The organism is Nonomuraea phyllanthi, assembly GCF_006334985.2.
GTDB lineage: Bacteria > Actinomycetota > Actinomycetes > Streptosporangiales > Streptosporangiaceae > Nonomuraea > Nonomuraea phyllanthi.
Window position 1 is genome coordinate 172,381 of the sequence record NZ_VDLX02000020.1, and the last position, 17,867, is coordinate 190,247.

17 protein-coding genes are annotated in these 17,867 nt (G+C 70.7%); 8 read left to right on the forward strand and 9 right to left on the reverse strand.

What is annotated here, in order from left to right; all coding sequences use genetic code 11:
- The first annotated feature begins 11 nt into the window (after positions 1 to 11).
- A complete protein-coding gene (locus tag FH608_RS40230; protein WP_193318896.1) occupies positions 12 to 683 on the forward strand; it encodes a DoxX family protein in 672 nt (223 codons plus the stop codon).
- 44 nt (positions 684 to 727) lie between these two features.
- The gene (locus tag FH608_RS40235) at positions 728 to 1,558 is read left to right on the forward strand and encodes a PhzF family phenazine biosynthesis protein (protein WP_139635658.1); all 831 of its coding nucleotides are present in this window, start codon (positions 728 to 730) and stop codon (positions 1,556 to 1,558) included.
- Here FH608_RS40235 and FH608_RS40240 read toward each other — a convergent pair.
- The 5 genes from FH608_RS40240 to FH608_RS40260 form a co-directional block, all read right to left on the reverse strand.
- Positions 1,536 to 2,372 carry a 5-oxoprolinase subunit C family protein gene (locus FH608_RS40240; RefSeq protein WP_139635659.1) on the reverse strand — a complete coding sequence of 279 codons (837 nt, stop codon included), beginning with the start codon at positions 2,370 to 2,372 and terminating at the stop codon, positions 1,536 to 1,538. The genes FH608_RS40235 and FH608_RS40240 overlap by 23 nt on opposite strands.
- Complete coding sequence (locus FH608_RS40245) at positions 2,369 to 2,983, reverse strand: 5-oxoprolinase subunit B family protein (protein WP_139635660.1); 615 nt, start codon at positions 2,981 to 2,983, stop codon at positions 2,369 to 2,371. Before FH608_RS40245 ends, FH608_RS40240 begins: the two co-directional genes overlap by 4 nt.
- Positions 2,980 to 3,735 (reverse strand): LamB/YcsF family protein, encoded by a 756-nt coding sequence (locus FH608_RS40250; RefSeq protein ID WP_139635661.1) that lies wholly within the window; start codon positions 3,733 to 3,735, stop codon positions 2,980 to 2,982. The genes FH608_RS40245 and FH608_RS40250 overlap by 4 nt, the downstream gene beginning before the upstream one ends.
- Before the next feature lie 78 nt (positions 3,736 to 3,813).
- Positions 3,814 to 5,304, reverse strand: coding sequence for a hypothetical protein (locus FH608_RS40255; protein ID WP_226900335.1), 1,491 nt, complete (start codon positions 5,302 to 5,304; stop codon positions 3,814 to 3,816).
- Between the two features lie 176 nt (positions 5,305 to 5,480).
- A complete protein-coding gene (locus FH608_RS40260; protein ID WP_139635663.1) occupies positions 5,481 to 5,705 on the reverse strand; it encodes a hypothetical protein in 225 nt (74 codons plus the stop codon).
- A gap of 154 nt (positions 5,706 to 5,859) precedes the next feature.
- Between FH608_RS40260 and FH608_RS40265 the strand changes: the two genes are divergently transcribed.
- From FH608_RS40265 to FH608_RS40275, 3 genes are all read left to right on the forward strand, one after another.
- Positions 5,860 to 6,423 (forward strand): HhH-GPD-type base excision DNA repair protein, encoded by a 564-nt coding sequence (locus FH608_RS40265; RefSeq protein ID WP_139635664.1) that lies wholly within the window; start codon positions 5,860 to 5,862, stop codon positions 6,421 to 6,423.
- Positions 6,424 to 6,669: 246 nt separating this feature from the next.
- Positions 6,670 to 8,763, forward strand: coding sequence for a SpoIIE family protein phosphatase (locus FH608_RS40270; protein WP_139635665.1), 2,094 nt, complete (start codon positions 6,670 to 6,672; stop codon positions 8,761 to 8,763).
- A gap of 242 nt (positions 8,764 to 9,005) precedes the next feature.
- Positions 9,006 to 10,670, forward strand: coding sequence for an RNA polymerase sigma factor (locus FH608_RS40275; protein ID WP_139635666.1), 1,665 nt, complete (start codon positions 9,006 to 9,008; stop codon positions 10,668 to 10,670).
- A gap of 350 nt (positions 10,671 to 11,020) precedes the next feature.
- On the opposite strand, the gene FH608_RS40280 is transcribed toward FH608_RS40275, so the two are convergent.
- On the reverse strand, positions 11,021 to 11,770 hold the full coding sequence (locus tag FH608_RS40280; protein WP_139635667.1) for a YaaA family protein: 750 nt from the start codon (positions 11,768 to 11,770) through the stop codon (positions 11,021 to 11,023).
- Positions 11,771 to 12,017: 247 nt separating this feature from the next.
- On the opposite strand from FH608_RS40280, the gene sigJ reads away from it, so the two are divergent.
- From sigJ to FH608_RS40295, 3 genes are all read left to right on the forward strand, one after another.
- On the forward strand, positions 12,018 to 12,902 hold the full coding sequence (gene sigJ / locus FH608_RS40285) for an RNA polymerase sigma factor SigJ (RefSeq protein ID WP_139635668.1): 885 nt from the start codon (positions 12,018 to 12,020) through the stop codon (positions 12,900 to 12,902).
- 273 nt (positions 12,903 to 13,175) lie between these two features.
- Positions 13,176 to 13,370 (forward strand): cupin domain-containing protein, encoded by a 195-nt coding sequence (locus FH608_RS40290; protein ID WP_139635669.1) that lies wholly within the window; start codon positions 13,176 to 13,178, stop codon positions 13,368 to 13,370.
- 153 nt (positions 13,371 to 13,523) lie between these two features.
- Positions 13,524 to 15,554 carry a SpoIIE family protein phosphatase gene (locus FH608_RS40295; protein WP_139635670.1) on the forward strand — a complete coding sequence of 677 codons (2,031 nt, stop codon included), beginning with the start codon at positions 13,524 to 13,526 and terminating at the stop codon, positions 15,552 to 15,554.
- Positions 15,555 to 15,810: 256 nt separating this feature from the next.
- On the opposite strand, the gene FH608_RS40300 is transcribed toward FH608_RS40295, so the two are convergent.
- From FH608_RS40300 to FH608_RS40310, 3 genes are read right to left on the reverse strand one after another with little or no spacing between them, the layout of a single operon-like run.
- Positions 15,811 to 16,269 (reverse strand): carboxymuconolactone decarboxylase family protein, encoded by a 459-nt coding sequence (locus tag FH608_RS40300; protein ID WP_139635671.1) that lies wholly within the window; start codon positions 16,267 to 16,269, stop codon positions 15,811 to 15,813.
- Positions 16,270 to 16,312: 43 nt separating this feature from the next.
- On the reverse strand, positions 16,313 to 16,792 hold the full coding sequence (locus FH608_RS40305) for a cupin domain-containing protein (protein ID WP_139635672.1): 480 nt from the start codon (positions 16,790 to 16,792) through the stop codon (positions 16,313 to 16,315).
- 13 nt (positions 16,793 to 16,805) lie between these two features.
- Positions 16,806 to 17,723, reverse strand: a complete 918-nt coding sequence (locus FH608_RS40310; RefSeq protein ID WP_139635673.1) for an NADP-dependent oxidoreductase — start codon at positions 17,721 to 17,723, stop codon at positions 16,806 to 16,808.
- Positions 17,724 to 17,867: the final 144 nt, after the last annotated feature.

Genomic DNA, 17,867 nt, shown 5'->3' on the forward strand with positions numbered 1-17,867 from the left:
AGACAACTACCGTGAAACAGGCCCTGCGTGATCTTGCCGCGTTAGTCGCCCGGGTCGGCGTGGGCGGCATCTTCTTCGCCAACGGCTGGACGAAGCTGGAAGACGGGCTGAAGGCCACCGGGGCGAAGTTCCTCGAGCAGGGCGCCCCCGCCCCCGGCGCGTGGGCCACGTTCACCATGCTCGCCGAGCTCATCGGCGGCGCGCTCCTCATCGCCGGCCTGGCCGTCGCGATCACCGGCCTCGTGCTCTTCGCCGAGGCGCTTGCGGTCTTCCTCGTCGCGCCGCCGCTCAACCCGATCAGCCTCAACGAGCTCATCCTCCTCGGAGCCGCCTCGCTCCTGCTCGCCGTGGTCGGCGCGGGACGGGTGTCGGTGGACCACATGGTGGTGATCCGGCGGAGGGAGTCGGAGGCGGCGAGCGAGTTCGCCGCCGACACGGAGGCCGACCGCGTCATCGCCTCGTTCCGCGAGCCCGAGAAACCTCCGGCCCCCGACGCGAAGGCGGCCTCCGACGCGAAGGCCGAGCCCGCCTCGAAGGCCGGCGACGACACGGCCCCGCACCCACGGCCGCGCGCCAAGGGCGACGCCACCGGCGCGGAGGACCCGGCCCCGGCCCCCGGCGACACGCTGGTGGCGGGCCGCAAGAAGCCGCAGCCCCGCACCCGCCGCTCCACCTCCGGCTGAGACCGCAGCGCGTGAGGTGAGGGCCGTCTGCCAGACTGGCGGGCATGTTGCGCCCCTTCACCGAGGTGGACGTCTTCACCGCCACCCCCTACTACGGAAACGCGCTCGCGGTCGTGCTCGACGGCGAGGGACTGACGGCCGAGGAGATGCAGCGGTTCGCCGCGTGGACCAACCTGGCCGAGACCACCTTCCTGCTGCCCCCCACCACGCCCGAGGCCGATTACCGGGTGCGGATCTTCACCGCGTCCGCCGAGCTGCCGTTCGCCGGTCACCCGACCCTGGGCACCTGCCACGCCTGGCTGGAGGCCGGGGGAGCGCCGCGCGACGCGGACGAGATCGTGCAGGAGTGCGCGGCCGGGCCGGTACGCGTCCGCAGGACGGGCGACGGGCTGGCCTTCCAGGCGCCGCCGCTGGTGAGGTCGGGGCCCGTGGAGGAGCCGCTCCTCGATCGGATCGCCGGGGCGCTGGGGATCAGGCGCGCCGACATCGTGGACGCCGAGTGGGCCGACAACGGCCCCGGCTGGGTGGCGGTGCTGCTGGCCGACGCCGACGCCGTGCTCGCGCTGCGCCCCGGCCTCGTCCCCTGCAAGGTGGGTGTGGCCGGCCCGCATCCGGAGGGGTCGCCGCACGCCTTCGAGGTGCGGGCGTTCACCCACGCGCACGGCTCCACCATCGAGGACCCCGTGACGGGCAGCCTCAACGCCTCCATGGCGCAGTGGCTGCTGCGCACCGGCCGCGCCGCGGCCCCGTACGTGGCGAGCCAGGGCACGGTGCTCGGCCGCTCGGGCCGGGTGCGCATCTCCACGGACGAGCAGGGCGCCGTGTGGGTCGGCGGCTCGGTCGTGACCTGCGTCAGCGGGCGGGTCGCACTGTGAACCGCACCTCGTCGCCCGGCCTGAGCTGGGCGGCGACCGGCAGGTCCGCCTCGCGCACGACGCCGATCACCGGGTAGCCGCCGGTCGGCGGGTGGTCGGCCAGGAAGACGATCGGCTGCCCGCTCGGCGGCACCTGGATCGCGCCCGTCACCACGCCCTCGCTCGGCAGCTCGCCCTGCCTGGCCCTGACCAGCTCGGCGCCGCGCAGGCGTACCCCGACGCGGTTGCTGTCCTGGCTCACGGAGTACGGCCGCGCGCACAGCACGTCCAGAGCGCCCGCCGCGAACCAGTCGTCACGCGGCCCCGGCGTCACCCGCAGCACGGCGGGCCGGGGCCCGGGCGGCGGCGCCAGGTCGGCGCGGATCTCGCCCTCCGGCCTCCCGACCGGGAGCAGCGTGCCCGCCCGCAGCGGCTCGGGCCCGAGCCCCGACAGCGAGTCGGTGGAGCGGCTGCCGAGCACCGGCTCGACCGCGATCCCGCCGCGCACGGCCAGGTAGGTGCGCAGCCCCCAGGCGGGCGTCCCGAGCCGCAGCTCCGACCCCGGCGGCATCCAGAACGGCGCCCCCATGCCCGCGGGGCCGTCCACCGGCGCGCCCGTGAGCGCGGCCCAGGCCCCGTCGTGGAACAGCAGCCGCGCCATGCCGAACGTCAGCTCGATCCCCGCCAGCCTCTCCGGGTTGCCCACCAGCCGGTTGGCCAGCCGCAGGCTCGGCGCGTCGGCCGCTCCCGACCGGGGCACCCCCAGGTGGGCCAGTCCGGGCCGCCCCAGGTCCTGGACGGTCGCGTACGGACCGGGCGCCAGCACCTCGATCATGCCGGTACGAACCGTACGCGCATGCCCGGCCTGAACAGGGACGGCGGGTCGCCCGCCGCGTCCCACACCCGCACGGACGTGCGCCCCAGCAGCCGCCACCCGCCCGGCGAGGCGCTCGGATACACCGCGGAGTACGGCCCCGCCACCGCCACCGACCCGGCGGGCACCGACGTGCGCGGCGTGTCCAGCCTGGGCATGCGCAGCGCCGGATCGAGCCCGGTCAGATAGGCGAAGCCCGGGGCGAACCCCAGCCAGCCCACCACCAGCTCGCGCCCCGCGTGCCGGGAGACCACCTCGTCCACCGTGATGCCGGCCAGCACCGCCACGGAACCGAGGTCCGCGCCGTCATAGACGACGGGGATCGTCACGACCTCGCCCTCGGCCGTACGCGCTCCGCCCCTGCCGCGCTCGCGCGCGACGACGTCCGCCAGCAGGGCGCGCAGCCGTCCCTGGTCGGCGCCCGGAGCCACGACGAGCACGGTCTCGGGACCCGGCACGATCTCGACCACCCCGGCGGGCCGCTCGGCCCGCAGCGCCGCGTCCAGCCGGTGCGACAGCTCCAGCGAGCCGGTCTCCACGAGCAGCCCGTGCTCACCGGCCGGGCGGATCACGCGAACGCCTGCAGGACCACTCCCGCCGCCAGCAACGTGTCCCGCACCCCCCGCGCCAGCCTGACCGCGTCAGGCGTGTCGCCGTGGACGCAGATGGAACGGGCCGCGATCGGCACCGAACTTCCGTCCACGGCCGTCACAGAGCCCTCCACGGCCATCTGGCGGGCCCTGGCGGTCACCGCGCCGGCGTCGTGGATGACGGCGCCCGGCTCCCTGCGCGGCACCAGCGTCCCCGCGGGGGTGTAGGCGCGGTCGGCGAACGCCTCGCACACCGTCGGGACGCCCTCGGCCGCCGCCACCGCGTGCACCGCCGACCCCGGCAGCGTCAGCACCGGCAGCGACGGGTCGTAGTCGGCCACCGCGTCGATCACCGCCGCCGCCTGCGTCTCGTCGCGGCAGATCCGGTTGTAGAGCGCGCCGTGCGGCTTGACGTAGGAGACCCGGCCGCCCATCGCCCTGGCCACGCCGTCGACGGCCGCGATCTGGTAGAGCACCTCGGCGCACAGCTCCTCCGGCTCGACGTCCATCTCCCTGCGGCCGAAGTGCGCCAGGTCGCGGTAGGACACCTGCGCCCCGATCGTCACCCCGCGGTCGACGGCCGCCGCGCACGTGCGCCTGATGGTCACCGGGTCGCCCGCGTGGAAGCCGCAGGCCACGTTGGCGCTCGTGACGACGTCGAGCAGCGCGAGGTCGTCGCCGAGCCGCCAGATCCCGAAGCCCTCGCCCAGGTCCGCGTTGAGGTCGATCACCATGGCAGTAGAGGCTATCTTTCCCTCGCCCGCCCCGGTGGGCCTATCCCGGTGGTCGAGAGCCGGCGGGGGCGGGCGTACCTAGATCTCATCCGGAATGTCGGCGATGTCGTCGAGGGCGGCGGCCAGCTCCTCCGGGTCGCCGCCGATCCGCTCGGCGATCTCGATCAGCACGTGCAGCACGTCGTGGCGGTCGTGGCCGAGGTCGAGCAGGCGCTGCGCGGCCTCCCACAACTGGGGCGGGTCGCCCTCCCACAGCCGGGTGGCGATCTCCTCGTGCCAGGCCAGGTGCTCCTGGTCGATCGTGCCGCCGTGGTCGATCTCCAGCAGCGTGCGCCGGTCGGCCTCGTCGGCCGGGTTGAGCAGGTCGAGGTCGATGCCGTTGTGGGAGCCCTGCAGGAACGGGAACGCGAAGGCCCGCCTGGCCAGCGCCGACAGGTCGCCGTCCGGCAGCAGCCGCTCCAGCAGCGGCCGGTCCAGGCCGAACGACGTCGGGTCGCGGTAGGCCTCGGGGAACTTGCCGATCGCCTCCCACACCGCGTCGAGCGTCGCCTTGAGGCCCTGCTCCGGCAGGCCCGTACGGGTGGCGGCGAAGCGCACCCATGCCGACATCACGTGCGGCATCGCCTCCTGCTCCGCCACGCTCAGCATCACCTTGCGCGGCAGCCAGTCGAGCAGGAACGTCTGGCACTTGGTCGGGCTGACCCGGAGCGGGCGGTTGAAGTCCTGGTCGCAGCCGTAGTCGATGATGTGGTCGGCGCAGCGCGAGGCCGCCGACGGGTCGGACAGGTGCTCGGCCGCGTCGGAGGCCAGGAACTCCGCCGCCAGCATGGCCCGCCGCTCCCTGCTGTACGGGGCCTCGGTGTGCAGCGGCGCCGGCCTCTTGCGCCCCGGCGGCAGCGCCTTGAGCCGCGCCCGCGCGAAGGCGTGGTAGGCGCTGTAGCTGTCGCTGACCGGCGGCGGCGTCTTCGGCTCGCGCGTGGCCTTCATGGCCGACTCCAGCAGCGCCCTGGCCTGGTCGGGCTCGATCTCCGAGAACACCAGCAGCGGGTTGCCCGCCGCCTCGGCCCTGGCCTGCTCCAGCAACTTGTCGACCTGCGAGGACACCCAGGCGTCGCGGGCCATGCCGCTCATGTTGTAGTCGACGACCAGCACGAGCGCGTGCCGGTCCACCGGGAGCGCGTCGTCGTTGTGCCGGTAGGCGAAGGTGCAGATCACGGTGTCCTGGTCGCCGTACGCGTCGCGGGAGACATAGCAGCCGGTCGGCTTGACCGCGCCCACCCGGTCGGCCCAGCCCGGCCTGGCCACCCCCGACTCCATCATCGCCAGCGCCGCGCCCTCGGCCTTGGCGCCCTGGCGGGCCGTGCCGAGATAGGCCAGGCAGATCAGCAGCGTCAGCGAGGCGGGGGTGCCGGCCTTGGCCGCGTAGTCGACCAGCCCCTCGCCGAGCACCTGCTCGACGTCGCCGCCCCTGACCCGTCTGCCCCACCAGGCGCCGATCATGTCGGATACCATCAGCTCCGCGTCCAGCGGGGTGCGTACGGCGAGCAGCTCGCGGGCCGCCTGCACCATCTCCTTGAACACGTCGTCTGGCGGGCTGCTCTCCCGGGGATCTCGTCGGTGTCGGCGCACACCTTCACTCTCTCGTATTCCAGGCTCAAACGGTGCGAGGAACTCGGCCTGGTGACCCCGATGTTATAGGGGAGTTCTGGACGGCACTTATCCGGACTTCCGGGCCTTTCTTTGTCTCAGCGGGAACTTCGCGGCGGCGGAGCTGAGTTGACGATCGCGAGCAGGCGCTCGCGGGCGATGCGCTCCACGATCTCCGGCGTCGCCGAGACGCCGAGATGCCGTGCGCACGCGCACACGTCGGCCACGCAGCGGTCGATCGTGTCCACGGGCACGGTCAGGAACTCTTCGGCCAGCCTGAGACTGACCGGCTCCCGCAGGAACCTTGTGGCCAGAGCGAGCATAGGAGTGAGATTCCTCTGGGGACCCGGGGGCAAACCCCCAGGAATGTCTGCAGGGCGACTTGCGCTCTCATTTCACCTTTTATCCGGCGACTGTCAAGGCTCCGCGACGGTCGGGTTCACGTCACCGGGCGCCCATCCGTGCGAAGCTGTCTCCATGCGCATCCAGCTCGCCCAGCGGAGCGAGGCAGACGATCTCCTCGGCCGCAGTCCCCTCGCCCTGCTCGTCGGCATGCTCCTCGACCAGCAGATCCCCATGGAGTGGGCGTTCACGGGGCCATACACGATCTCCCAGCGGCTGGGGCACGACCTGACCGCCGCCGAGATCGCCTCCTACGACCCCGACGCGTTCGCCGCCCTGCTGGCGGGCAAGCCGGCCGTGCACCGCTACCCCAAGTCCATGGCGGCCCGGGTCCAGCAGCTCGCGGCCTACCTCGTCGAGCACTACGACGGCCGCCCCGAGCGGATGTGGGCCGACGCCGCCGACGGCAAAGAGTTGTTGAAACGATTGATGGCCCTGCCGGGATACGGCAAGCAGAAGGCCCAGATCTTTCTGGCATTGCTGGGCAAGCAAATGGGGGTTCGGCCGCCAGGCTGGCGGGAGGCGGCGGGCCCGTACGGCGAGGAGGGATCACACCGGTCGGTCGCCGACGTGGTCGACGCCGACAGCCTGGCCCGCGTGCGGGCCGCCAAGCAGGAGGCCAAGCGCGCGGCCACGTAGTTGGGGCCGGGACTCGGCTCCCGGCAATCTGGCGCTGTAACCTGATCTTGCTGCGCAACGTGGAGCGACTTTGACAGGATGCGTAGACCCTAAAGGCGACCGGGCCACGGCGGGGGCTTCCGTCCACACCTGCCCATCGCCGATGATGTACTGCAGAATCCGGTCGCCCGGAGCTGCGCTACGCCGATACACAGTTATGGAGATGTGCCGCGTGGGAGACCCTGGCACGCGACGGAGGTGCCGACCATGAGCGCCGAGACCTCCGTTCCCCGTCCCCGGGAGTCGGATGTGGACATCTCAGACTCCGCCCTCCTCAAGGGCATGCTGTCGGAGGCCGAGTTCGCCTTCGCGTTCTTCGACGGCGACGGCCGCATCCAGCGGGTCAACGACGTGTTCAGCGACGTCGTCAACGTGCCCGCCGAGCGGATGGCCGGCAGCCAGCCCGTCGAGGTGCTCGCCGCCGACCTGAGCCAGGTCATCACCCACGCGGTGCAGGCCGTCATCGAGAGCGACGCCCCGGTCACCGAGGGGCGCGTGCGCGTGCGCTCGGCCGAGGGCGACACCAGGCACTGGTCGCTGTCGTTCTCGCCGGTCCACGACGAGGCGGGCGAGCTGCGCGCGATCGCGCTGATCGGGCTCGACGTGACCGAGAGCCGCCAGACCGAGGAGGCGCTGCGCCGCAGCGAGGAGCGCTACCGCTCGCTCGTCGAGGCCCAGTCGCAGCTGGTCTGGATCACCTCGCCCACCGGCGCGGTCGTCGAGGACGCGCCCCAGTGGCGCGCCATCACCGGCCAGGGCCTGGAGGAATACCTCGCCAACGGCTGGCTGGAGGTCGTCCACCCGGAGGAGCGCCAGCAGACCGAGGAGGCCTGGAAGGAGGCGCTGCGCGGCCGCACCATGTTCGAGTGGAACTACCGCGTGCGCACCCGCGCCAGCGGCTACCGCCACTTCGAGGTCCGGGCCGTGCCGATCATCAGGCACGGCAGGGTCGTCGAGTGGGTGGGCGCCAACACCGACGTCACGCCGCAGCGCGAGGCCGAGGAGATGCGCGGCAGGCTGACCGACCAGCTCGGCGCCGCCGCCCTGCGCACCGCCCGGCTCCAGGGCGCCACGGCGCAGCTGGCCGAGGCCCTGACGGTCGAGCAGGTGGTGCAGGTCATCATCGACGTCGGCCGCACCGCCCTGGCCGCCGACCGCTCGGCCGTGGCGCTGCTCGACTCCGACCGGGCGGCGCTCAAGCTGATCAACGGCGAGGGCATCCTGGAGGCCTCCGGGGTCACCGGTGACGAGATCCCGCTGTCCCACTCCAACGTGATGACCATGGCCGTCAACAGCCGGCGGCCGGTGTTCGCCGAGTCGCCCGAGTCGCTGAAGGCCCAGCTGCTGGAGGCGGGCGACGACGAGGAGGTCCTGGCGGGCTTCCTCACCCACGACGACGAGCGCGCCTGGGTGGGCCTGCCGCTGCTGGCCGCCGGGCGCGCCCTGGGAGCGCTCCGCTTCTCCTTCACCAGGCCGCAGAAGATCTCGCAGGAGGACGGCGTCTTCCTGGAGGCGCTGGCCGGTCAGTGCGCGCTGGCGGTCGAGCGGGCCACGCTGTTCGAGCGCGAGCACCGCACCGCCGAGACGCTCCAGCGCAGCCTGCTGCCCGACCGCCTGCCCGTGGTCAAGGGCCTGGAGCTGGCCCAGCGCTTCCGTTCCGGCAGCCGCCACGTCCAGGTCGGCGGCGACTGGTACGACGCCTTCGTGCTGCAGGACGGGCGTGTCGCGGCGGTCGTCGGCGACGTCATGGGCAAAGGCGTCAAGGCCGCGGCGGGCATGGGCCGCATCCGCAACGCCATGCGGGCGCTGGCGCTGACCAACCCGCCGCCCGCGGCCGTGCTCACCGGCCTCGACCGGGTCTTCGAGGCCACCGAGGACGAGGAGCAGGTCACGACGCTGGCCTACATGGTGGTCGAGCCCGTCACGGGCGAGGGCACGATGGCCCTGGCCGGCCACCTGCCGCCCGTACTGGTCTCGCCCCAGGGCACGGCGATTCTGTGCGACGCCGTGCCCGGCACTCCGCTAGGCTGGCCCACCAGCCGCAGGCAGTTCCGGTTCGTGGTGCCGCCCGGCCATACAGCCGTGCTCTACTCCGACGGTCTCGTGGAGAACAGGAAGCGCGGACTGGATGCCGGGTTGGCAGAGATTTGCAGTGTTGTGACCGAAGCGCCGCCTGAGGTCGTAAGTAGTCCGCATATGTTGCTGGACTTCCTGGTTGACCGGATGTTGTCTGGATATGAACAGGATGATGACGTTACTGCGCTAGCAATTCACGTCCCGCCGGCCACGAAGAGTGACTGAATGAAACAGTCATAACGGTTGCTTTCGGGTATCAGTGCCCCGCTTACGTACGCACTACTGTCTCGGTCGGCCTAGGGTGGAGGTCAACCGCCGGGAGGTGGCCGTATGGAGTGCGGGGTCGTGCCACAATGCTGTGCAGGTCCGTCGCGGTCCGCACGGCCTCACCGATCTCCGAGAGAGGCAACAGCCCCCCAGCGGGCATCTGGGTCCATTGTCGCCACGCGTTCGTTCGAGAGGTGTTCGTGTCGCCTGCAAGTTCGACTCGCTCGAAGCCACAAGAGCTGAACGAGCCCGTCATTCAGCGACTGCTCGAGCGTGGGCGCTCGCAGGGTTTCCTCGAGTCTGAGGATGTCCGTCAGGCCTTCGAGGAGGCGGACATCCCCATGTCGCACGCCGCCGCGTTCTTGCGGAACCTCAGCAAAGAGGGCGTGACCGTGGTGGTGACCGCCGCGGATTCGGCTGCGCCGAAGAAGAAGTCTCGAGGATCAGCAAAGCGCCAGACCGCCGCGCCCGTCAAGACCAAGACGGCGGCGGCCGCCAAAGAGCAGCAGCCCGAGACCGTGACCGCGGTCGTGGGCACCGCCGAAGCCGAGCCGGCCGCCAAGAAGCCGGCCCCCGCCAAGAAGGCCGCTCCGGCGGCGAAGAAGGCCGCGGCTCCCGCCGCCGCCAAGAAGGCCGAGTCCAAGAGCGCTGGGCCTGCCGAGACCAAGCCGAAGGCACCCGAGCGGGCCGACGGGGACGACGACGAGGACCTCGAGCTCGACGGCGACGTCGAGCTGGAAGACCTCGACGATCTCGACGTCGAGGACGACGAGATCACCGCCGAGGGCGACTCCGACGAGGGTGACTCCGACGACTCCGAGTCCGAATCGGAGCCCGACGAGGAGGCCAAGGCCGCCGAGGTCGCCGCGAAGGAGAAGAGCGAGGACGAGGTCCTCATCCTCTCCGACGACGACGATGACGCCCCGGTCGCCCAGGTCGCCGCCGCCGGCGCCACCGCCGACCCGGTCAAGGACTACCTCAAGCAGATCGGCAAGGTCCCCCTGCTCAACGCCGAGCAGGAGGTCGAGCTCGCCAAGCGCATCGAGGCGGGCCTGTTCGCCGAGGAGCAGCTGGGCGGCGGCGAGACCGAGGGGCTGCCGGTCGACGTCAAGGCCGAGCTGGAGTGGATCGCCGAGGACGGCCGCCGCGCCAAGAACCACCTGCTGGAGGCCAACCTCCGGCTCGTGGTCTCGCTGGCCAAGCGCTACACCGGCCGCGGCATGCTCTTCCTCGACCTGATCCAGGAAGGCAACCTCGGCCTGATCAGGGCCGTCGAGAAGTTCGACTACACCAAGGGCTACAAGTTCTCCACCTACGCCACGTGGTGGATCCGGCAGGCGATCACCAGGGCCATGGCCGACCAGGCGCGGACCATCCGCATCCCGGTCCACATGGTCGAAGTGATCAACAAGCTGGCCCGCGTCCAGCGGCAGATGCTGCAGGACCTCGGCCGCGAGCCCACGCCGGAAGAGCTGGCCCGCGAGCTGGACATGACGCCCGAGAAGGTCGTCGAGGTCCAGAAGTACGGCCGCGAGCCGATCTCCCTCCACACCCCGCTGGGCGAGGAGGGCGACAGCGAGTTCGGCGACCTCATCGAAGACTCCGAGGCCATCGTCCCGGCCGACGCCGTCAGCTTCACGCTGCTCCAGGAGCAGCTGCACTCCGTTCTCGACACGCTGTCGGAGCGGGAGGCGGGCGTCGTCTCGATGCGCTTCGGGCTCACCGACGGGCAGCCCAAGACGCTGGACGAGATCGGCAAGGTCTACGGGGTGACGCGGGAGCGCATCCGGCAGATCGAGTCGAAGACCATGTCCAAGCTGCGCCACCCGTCGCGCTCTCAGGTGCTGCGGGACTACCTGGACTGAGCCCGGCTCCTCCAGAACGCCCGGACAGGTGCCGGGCGTTGCCGGTCTTCCGGTCCTTGGCCGTTCGTGTGCTCCGGTCGCCCGGTCGCCTGGGTGCTCGGGTGCTTGTTCGCCCCGGGCGCGCTCCTCGGAGCCGCCCGGGGCGCACGCGTCTCCTGGGTGCTTCGCGTGGATCAGCGGGATGGTCGGCCTCGTCCTTGCCTGACCTGGTCACTCCGCTCGTCGCCGCGGAGCCACGCCGTTCATCGCGACCAGGCCGCCTGGGGCCGTCCCGTGTCCCAGGCGCCGGAGGCGGACCCCCAGGGCCGTGCCAGGATCCAACGGACGGTCGCCCGGCCGGGTCCCGCCCTCTAGGAGGAGTGGTCGGTGACGTGGACGTCCAGGGTCCACGGCCGCCCGGCACGGACCGGTTCGGCAAGGTCGACGGTGTAGCCCAGCGCATCCAACGTCTTGGCCAGCTCGTCAGGGCTGCCGGGAGCGGCGTCGTGCCGCAGCAGGGCCCGGGCGATCTCGCCACGGGTCGCCTTGGCCATGTGGCTGACGACCTTGCCGTCCCTGAACACCCGGACCGTCACCGAACGCTCCCCGGCCTGCCAGGCACCCGCGTACGTGGCCGAACGGAGATCCACCACCAGCCCGCCGACCCGATCCAGCTCCTTGGCGATCAGCGGTCGCCAGAACGCGGCCAGCCCCCCGAGAGGCGGGAGGCTGACGCCCATGGAGAGGCGGTAGGGCGGGATGTGGTCGGTGATCCGCACCACACCCCAGAGGCCGGAGAAGATCAGCACCGACTCCTCAGCCCGCCTCCTCGACTCCTCCTCAAGGGTGCCGAGGCCGAGATTGTCGTAGAGGACACCGGTGTAGAGGTCGGCGGCGGGCATGGTGGGAGCGGTCTTGAGCGCCGCGTTCTTGGCCAGCTCACCGGCCAGCCCGGGCGTGAGGCCGAGCACGCCGAGGGCGTCGCGCCGCTTGGAGGCCCGGACGAGCGCGTTCATCACGCGCTTGCGGTGCCTGTCGAGGGCGGGGAACGACAGCGACCCCACGGGCGGGCCGCTCCCCTCGCACGCCTTCCCCTCCGACGGCGGCAACACCATCAACACAGACTTTCCCCCCGTACCCGTGAGCGCTCCCATATTTTACGGTGGCCCGGGTGGGCACCACCCGCCGACCGTGGCCGGGTTCCACCCAGGGTGACGCTCACCGGGCGCACACGCCCAGCCGCCGCAACGGCGCCCTGTGCAACATCTTCATCTCCTTCCTCGCTGCCGGCGCCCGGCCCCTGCCTGCGTGGATCCCGGGCCCGGATGACTACGCTGGATCCGTACGCGAGAGGAGGCGGCGATCTGTATGGGCGACGGGCATGCGCCTGGCCGGTCTGAGCACGTGCTCGGAGCCGACTGGGAGAGCCACAGGCCCGCGGTCTTCGGCGTGGCCTATCGGCTCCTGGGCAGTGTGGCCGATGCCGAGGACGTCACCCAGGATGTGTGGCTACGGGCGGCCGAAGCAGATCTGCGGGAGATCGATGATCTGCGGGCCTGGCTGGTGACGGTGGCCGCACGACGGTCGTACGACATTCTCAAGAGTGCCCGTTGCCGCCGTGAGACCTACGTCGGGCCATGGCTGCCGGAGCCGCTGCTGACGGGGCCGGACGCGTCCGAGCGAGTCCTGGTCGACGAGTCCGTCGGCACGGCCATGCTCCTGATCATGGAGGAGTTGAGCCCGCCGGAGCGAGTGGCCTTCGTCCTGCACGATGTCTTCGGTCTCGAGTTCGGGCGGATCGCCCGGGTGCTGGATGTGTCCGTGCCGGGTGCCCGGCAGCTGGCCTCGCGGGCACGGCGGCGGGTGGCCACGGCGAAGCCGTCCTCGCCGCAGGCGTCAAAGGCGGAGCGTGAACGTGTGCTGGCGGTCTTCCGTGCCGCCTACGAGGCCGGGGATCTGGATGGGCTGGTCAGGTTGCTGCACCCGAACGCCGTCTACGTCACCGATGGCGGCGACAAGGCCGCCGCCGCGCGCAAACCCATCCATGGTGGTGTACGCATCGCCGAGGTGATGGTGCGCGTGGGCCGCCAGTGGCGTCCGGACCGCATCGACCTCGTCGAGGTCGGCGGCGAGCCCGCCCTGGTGTTCCAGCGGGAGGGCAAGGTCTACTCCGTGGACACGCTGCAGATCACCGACGGCCTGATCACCGCGTACCGCAGGGTCATCAACCCGGACAAGCTTTCTCGCCTCTGAGCTGTCACACTCCGAGAAGCTGCCTCGTCTCCCTGACGAGAACCACAACGGGACAGACAACGGAATGCTCGTGAGCAGATGAGGTCGATCGTGCCGGACGGCACGCGTCCACCTGCTGCGTTCCCCCGGCCGGGCGACGACGAGCCGCGACGAGTGTCGCGATGAGCTCCGCGCGCGAACGTGCCGCGCGATCAGGCGCCCTCCCCGGTAAGGCCTCGTGCGAGCCATGAGGCCGAGCATCCCCGTCGCAGAAGACTGAACGGGAGACCAAGCATGATCGGAATGCCGATCGCCGGTGCCCTGCCGGCCGTCGCCACGGTGACCGCGGCGGCCCACTCCGCCTCGGAGCAGCCCGTCCACGCCTACGTCCTCGCCGAGAACACCAGCCGGACCGAACGGGCCAAGATCCTGGCCGTCTTCATCTCCAACACCGGCGACGACCTCAGGGTCGACGACCCGCGGCCGTAGCCCGTCCTACGCAGCCCGCACGAACCCACTTCCCCTGCCGGGGCCCGGACACCGGCCACCCAGACGCGCCCGAGGTGCACGGCGCACGCCACAGGCCCGTAGCAGGGGAGATCGACGACCAGTGCGCCGATGCTGGTGGACAGGAAGGCACGGATGAAGGACGAGCACACCAGAAGAGCCGGCGACCTGCCGCTCGGCGTCTTCGATCCCGCCCCGGTGGGCGTGGCGGTGTTCAGCGGTGCCGATCATCGGCTGATCTACATGAACGACGCCTACCAGAAGATCGTGGGAGAACGCCCGTTCGGATCCCCGGCGAGGGAAGCGTTTCACGACATCACCCAGGAGAGATTCTTCACGCTGCTCGATCAGGTCAGGGAAACGGGAAAGGCCGTCAGCCTGAAGGAGATCCCGTTCGAGTACCGCGATCACCGGCCGGCTGGACGGAAGCGTCACATCTCGGCCGGCGTGTCGAGGATCTCACCGGAGAAGGGTGAGTACGGCGTGATGATCACGGCCGTGGAGGTCATGGACCAGGCCGAGTCCGCACGGCTGGGCGCCTCCGTCGCCGCGGAGCGGGACAGGTTCCTGCATCGCTACCAGAGCCTGATCCAGCTGGAGGGGCAGGAGATATGGGTGTCCGATCCCAGGGGGGAGGTGATCGAGCCGTGTCCCGGCTGGCACCGGTTCACCGGGCAGCCGTGGGAGTCCCGCGAAAACGGCTGGCTGGATGCCGTGCACCCCGACGACCGCGAACCGACCGTGGTCGCATGGCGCAAGGCCGTCGAACGGCTGGATCGCTGGGACTACGTCTACCGCGTGAAGACACTTGACGACACCTATCGGCATGTTCGCGAACGCGCCGTACCCGTCGTCGAGGGCGGTGAGGTGGTCGAGTGGGTCGGCACCTTCACCGACGTCGAGCAGGAGTGGCAGGAGGAACGCCGCAGGGCACTGCTCGACCGCGCCGCCGCGGCCACCGCCGACCTCGGGAGCCTGGATGAGGTGCTACGCACACTGGCCGACGTGATCGTGCCCGCGCTGGCCGACGTGTGCGCCATCTTCCTGCTGCCGGAGTTCGAGTGCGAGTCGATCCGGCTGCCCTTCGTCGCCGAACGCCTCATCAGCGTCGCGCGGACGGGCATCCCACCGAAGGTAGGCCCGCAGACGATCGACGAAGAGCGCGACTTCGTCACGGTGATCAGGACCCGCCTCCCGATCCTGCGGGGCTTCCCCAAGGGAGAACCGCTCCCGGGCAGCGTACCGCCGGGCGCCGAGAACTATTTTGCCCGCGCGCAAGGTAACAGCGTCGCCATGGTGCCGGTGATCGTGGACGGCGCGGTGGCGGCGGTGGTCGCCGCCGGGCGCTACGGGGAGCGCGAAAAGCTCGATCCGGATGATGTCGATCTGATGGGCCGGATGCTGGCTCACGCGCATGTCCATCTCAGCAACGCCATGCGGTTCCAGCGCACCCAGTGCATGGCCCTGGCGTTGCAGAACTACCTGCTCCCCGACCCGCCGCGGGTGCCGAGGCTGGAGATCGCCGCCCGTTACCGGGCCAGCGCCAGCTCGGCGGAGATCGGCGGCGACTGGTACGACTCCTTCGTACGGCCCGACGGCTCCACCGTGCTGACGATCGGCGACGTGGCCGGCCACGACCTGGCGGCGGCGGTGACGATGAGCCAGCTGCGCAACATGCTCAGAGGGCTGGCGATGGACCGCCAGGAGCCTCCCGGTGACATCCTGCGCCGTGTGGACGTCGCCACCGAGTTGCTGGACGGCGAGGGCACGGCGACCTGCGTCCTCGCCCACCTGGAAGCTCCGGACAGCGGCGGCTGGTCGCTTCATTACTCAGTGGCCGGCCACCCTCCGCCCCTGCTCGTCACCCACGAGGGCGAGGCGCGCTTCCTCGAAGGCGCCGCCAACCCCCTCCTGGGCACCGGCTGCGACGTGTCGCGCAGCAGCTCCGTCGCGGTGCTTCCCGCGCGTAGCACGCTGCTGCTCTACACCGACGGCCTGGTGGAAGTGCCGGGAGAGCATCTCGACGTGGGGCTGGAACGGCTCCGCCGCGGCTCCGCCACGCTGGCTTGTGAGCCTCTTGACCACTTCTGCGACAGACTGCTCCAGCTGCCCGTGGCGTACAAGGACGACATCGCCATGATCGCCGTACGCCTGCCGGGGATCTGAGCACACGCGCCCGCCGTCCCGCCTTGCCGCGGAGTGGTCCGGGACCACGAGCCAACCGAATCCACGAGCGCGAGTCAGATACCGAGCAATGCATTCGCGCAGACCTGCTCGGCCAGGCGGGTCGGCGTAGCCGAACGCGTCAAAGGGGACGGCGCCGATCGGCTGCCGGAAAGCCTCCATGAGGCTGTGCCACGTCGCGCCGCCGACCGGGGCCCAGGCGCAGGTCCGGGTCAATCCGATCGGCCGGCGCTTCCGATCAGTCGCCGACGTGGTAGCGGCTCGTGATCGCGACCCGGTTGAAGGAGTTCATCACCGTGGTCAACCAGGCGACAGCCGAGATCTGATCCGAGGTCAGCACGTCGGCGGCGGCAGCATAGTCCTCGTCGGTGACGTGCCCGACCGACACCAGCGTGATTGCCTCAGTCAGGCGGAGCGCGGCGCGGTCACGCTCGGAGAAATAGGCGGACTCGGCCCATGCGGGCAGAACGGCGATCCGGTCGGGGTTCTCGCCCTTCTTGAGCGCCTCGCGGGTGTGCATGCGCAGACAGAAGGCACAACCGTTGATCTGCGAGGCGCGGATCCGGATCAACTCGACCAGGAGCGGGTCGAGTCCCGCCGCCGCGGCGTTCTTGTCAGCTTCCATCGACAAGGCGATGAGGGCCTTGTAGGCGGTTGGATGCTGTTCACCGATGTTGGTGCGGTGGGCGTTCGTCATGATTCCTCCAGTTCGGTCATCTGATGCGGGAGTGTCGTCGCTGCTAGGAGTGGTGGTCGTCGCTCTTGAGTTCATCGCCGGTGTCGGAGATGAAGACGACCAGGAGCTTTGCTTCCTCGGTTGCGCTGGCGTTCTCGGTGAGGATGTGATGCGCACCCGGTTGCTCAACCCAGTTCTCGCCCTTGTGGTACGTGCGCGCGGGGCTGCCCGCGACCTGGCTGCGTACGGAGCCCTCGAGGACGTGGGCGTACACGAACGCGTCGCCGTGCCGATGCGGTAGCGCCTTCGCGTCGGCTGGGAAGTCGACGATCGCCGAGGTGAACGTCTTGCCTTCCACGTTCGGGAGGGCCTGCTGGAACAGCGGCTTGAACGCTTCAGCGGGACGATCGGGGTTCGGGGCCGAGATCGTCGTGGCGGCGGCCCGGATCGTGGCGGAGGCGTCCTGGTCAGCGGACGAACAGCCCGTGGCCAGCGCCAACACGGTCCCGGCCAACAGCGCACCGGCCGTACGGATTCGAGTCACGCCGGTCTCCTGATCAGTTTTCCTGGACACGGATGATGGTCTTGCCTCGTGCGCGCGTCCCTGGGGCGAGCGTGATGGGTGCTTCAGCCAGCGGCCGGACAGTGCTCACCAGCGGGTGCAGCTTCCCAGCACGTACCCGGTCGGCGAGGTCGGTGAGACGGGAGCGATCGGGTTCGACGACGAAGAAGACAGATCGGCCGTCGACAAGCCGGACATCCGGCTGCGTGATGGTGACGAGGGTGCCACCGGATCGAACCAGGGGAGTCGACCGATCGAGGACCTCCCCGCCGATCAGGTCGAACACGAGATCGACCGCGCCGATCTCCTCCATCTCCTGGGTCTCGAGGTCGAGGAAGGTGTCGACGCCCAGCTCACCCGCCCGCTCGCGGTCCGACGACCGGCCGGTGCCGATCACTCGGGCGCCGACCTCGCGGGCCAGCTGTGCGGCGATTGATCCGACCGCACCGGCGATGCCGTGGATGAGCACGGTTTGGCCGGAAGCAAGGCGGCCGTGATCGACCATGCCCTGCCAGGCGGTCAGCCCGGAAATCGGCAGCGCGGCAGCGGTGGTGTGGTCCACCTCCGCCGGCAGCGGTGCCAGGTTGCGCGCCTCGACCGCGACGTACTCGGCGAATGCTCCGTTGCGGGTGAAGTCGGCCAGGCCGAACACCCGTTGACCTACGCTGAAGCCGGTTGCCCCGTGCCCCAGTTCGGCGACCACGCCGGAGAGCTCGTGGCCGGGGATGCTCGGGGTCCGGTCGTGGCCGGCGCGGTCGTACCAGGTGGCGGGCCAGTCGAGCTCCCCCGGTGTGAAACCTGCGGCGTGCACCTGGACGATGACGTCGTGCACGGTGGCCTGCGGGTACGGCATGTCCGTGAGGGTCAGGCCGGTGAGACCGGCCTGGCGGTCTCGTGCCGTGATGGCTTGCATATAGCGGGCTCCTTCGTCGCCAGTTCAGCGCTATCGCCAGGGAGACGAGGAAGCCCGGCTGAGTGTGACAGCTCGGAATTTTCTCCAAGCTCTGAGGCAGGGAAGAGGCCGGACAGGGGCGATGCGAGGCCATCGCCCCTGTCC